This is a genomic window from Cellulophaga sp. BC115SP (genome assembly GCF_009905545.1).
Lineage (GTDB): Bacteria > Bacteroidota > Bacteroidia > Cytophagales > Spirosomataceae > Flectobacillus > Flectobacillus rivi.
In genome coordinates this window covers 1-741 of sequence record NZ_JAAALB010000178.1, presented here as the reverse complement: position 1 = coordinate 741, position 741 = coordinate 1, and the positions used below count along the sequence as shown (strand labels likewise).

General features: G+C 37.5%; 2 protein-coding genes. Both read left to right on the top strand.

Annotation, left to right across the window (positions count from 1 at the left end; genetic code table 11):
• Positions 1 to 288, top strand: a 288-nt coding sequence (locus GVN22_RS27510; RefSeq protein WP_166554182.1) for a hypothetical protein, incomplete at its 5' end; no start/stop codon positions are given.
• Positions 278 to 670 (top strand): DUF1353 domain-containing protein, encoded by a 393-nt coding sequence (locus GVN22_RS27505; RefSeq protein WP_205691074.1) that lies wholly within the window; start codon positions 278 to 280, stop codon positions 668 to 670. The genes GVN22_RS27510 and GVN22_RS27505, both read left to right, overlap by 11 nt.
• The last annotated feature ends 71 nt before the right edge of the window (positions 671 to 741 follow it).

Here is a 741-nt window from a genome sequence, read left to right as displayed (position 1 = left end):
ATTTTAGCTGAGAAATACACGCAAATGGTGCCAAAGATTGATGAAAATGGACAACCCGTTTTAAAATCCAATAAACCCGTTTTGGAAGAACAGCAGTTTGATTTTACGTCACCTGTTCTTTATCATACCGACAGTAAAGTAATCCCATTTGAACTCTACTTATTAATTGAGTCGTACCGTGCGAGTAAATCAGAGGAAAGTTTGACACTGATCAATCAAGCTTTACAAGGATTTACTTTTGAGGGTAGTCTTGCCAACTTCAAGCTTGCTGTTACGAATGTACAATAAGATTGTAGTAATGTACCGGGAAGCTCCCACCGACAAATCTGATTGGTGGGAGCTCTATGAGCCGTTTGAAGAAACTCTTTCAGACGGCTCAACTATTTTGATACCGACTGGATATGTTACAGATTTTGCAAGTGTACCAATGTTGCTTTGGTCGTTCTTTCCACCAATAGGCAAATACAACCGGGCGGCCTTGGTACATGACTATTTGTATGATTTACAATACCGACAAAAGGAACTAGGAGAGAAGGCAGCCAGAAAATTTGCAGATGATCAATTCCTATATTTGGCTAACAAGATTTTACCAAATGATAACTTTCGCCACCTTCTTATGTATTTTGCAGTCAGAATCTTTGGGCTTTATGCTTGGCGAAAACCCAAATAATTTATATTGCGATATACCAAGACTCTTTAAACAATGATTGAAAAATTTATTGACTTAGCATATTTACAAAA

Excerpts from the sequence above, each read along its gene's own strand:
- GVN22_RS27505 (WP_205691074.1), top strand. The coding sequence starts at position 278 with ATGTACAATAAGATTGTAGTAATGTACCGGGAAGCTCCCACCGACAAA.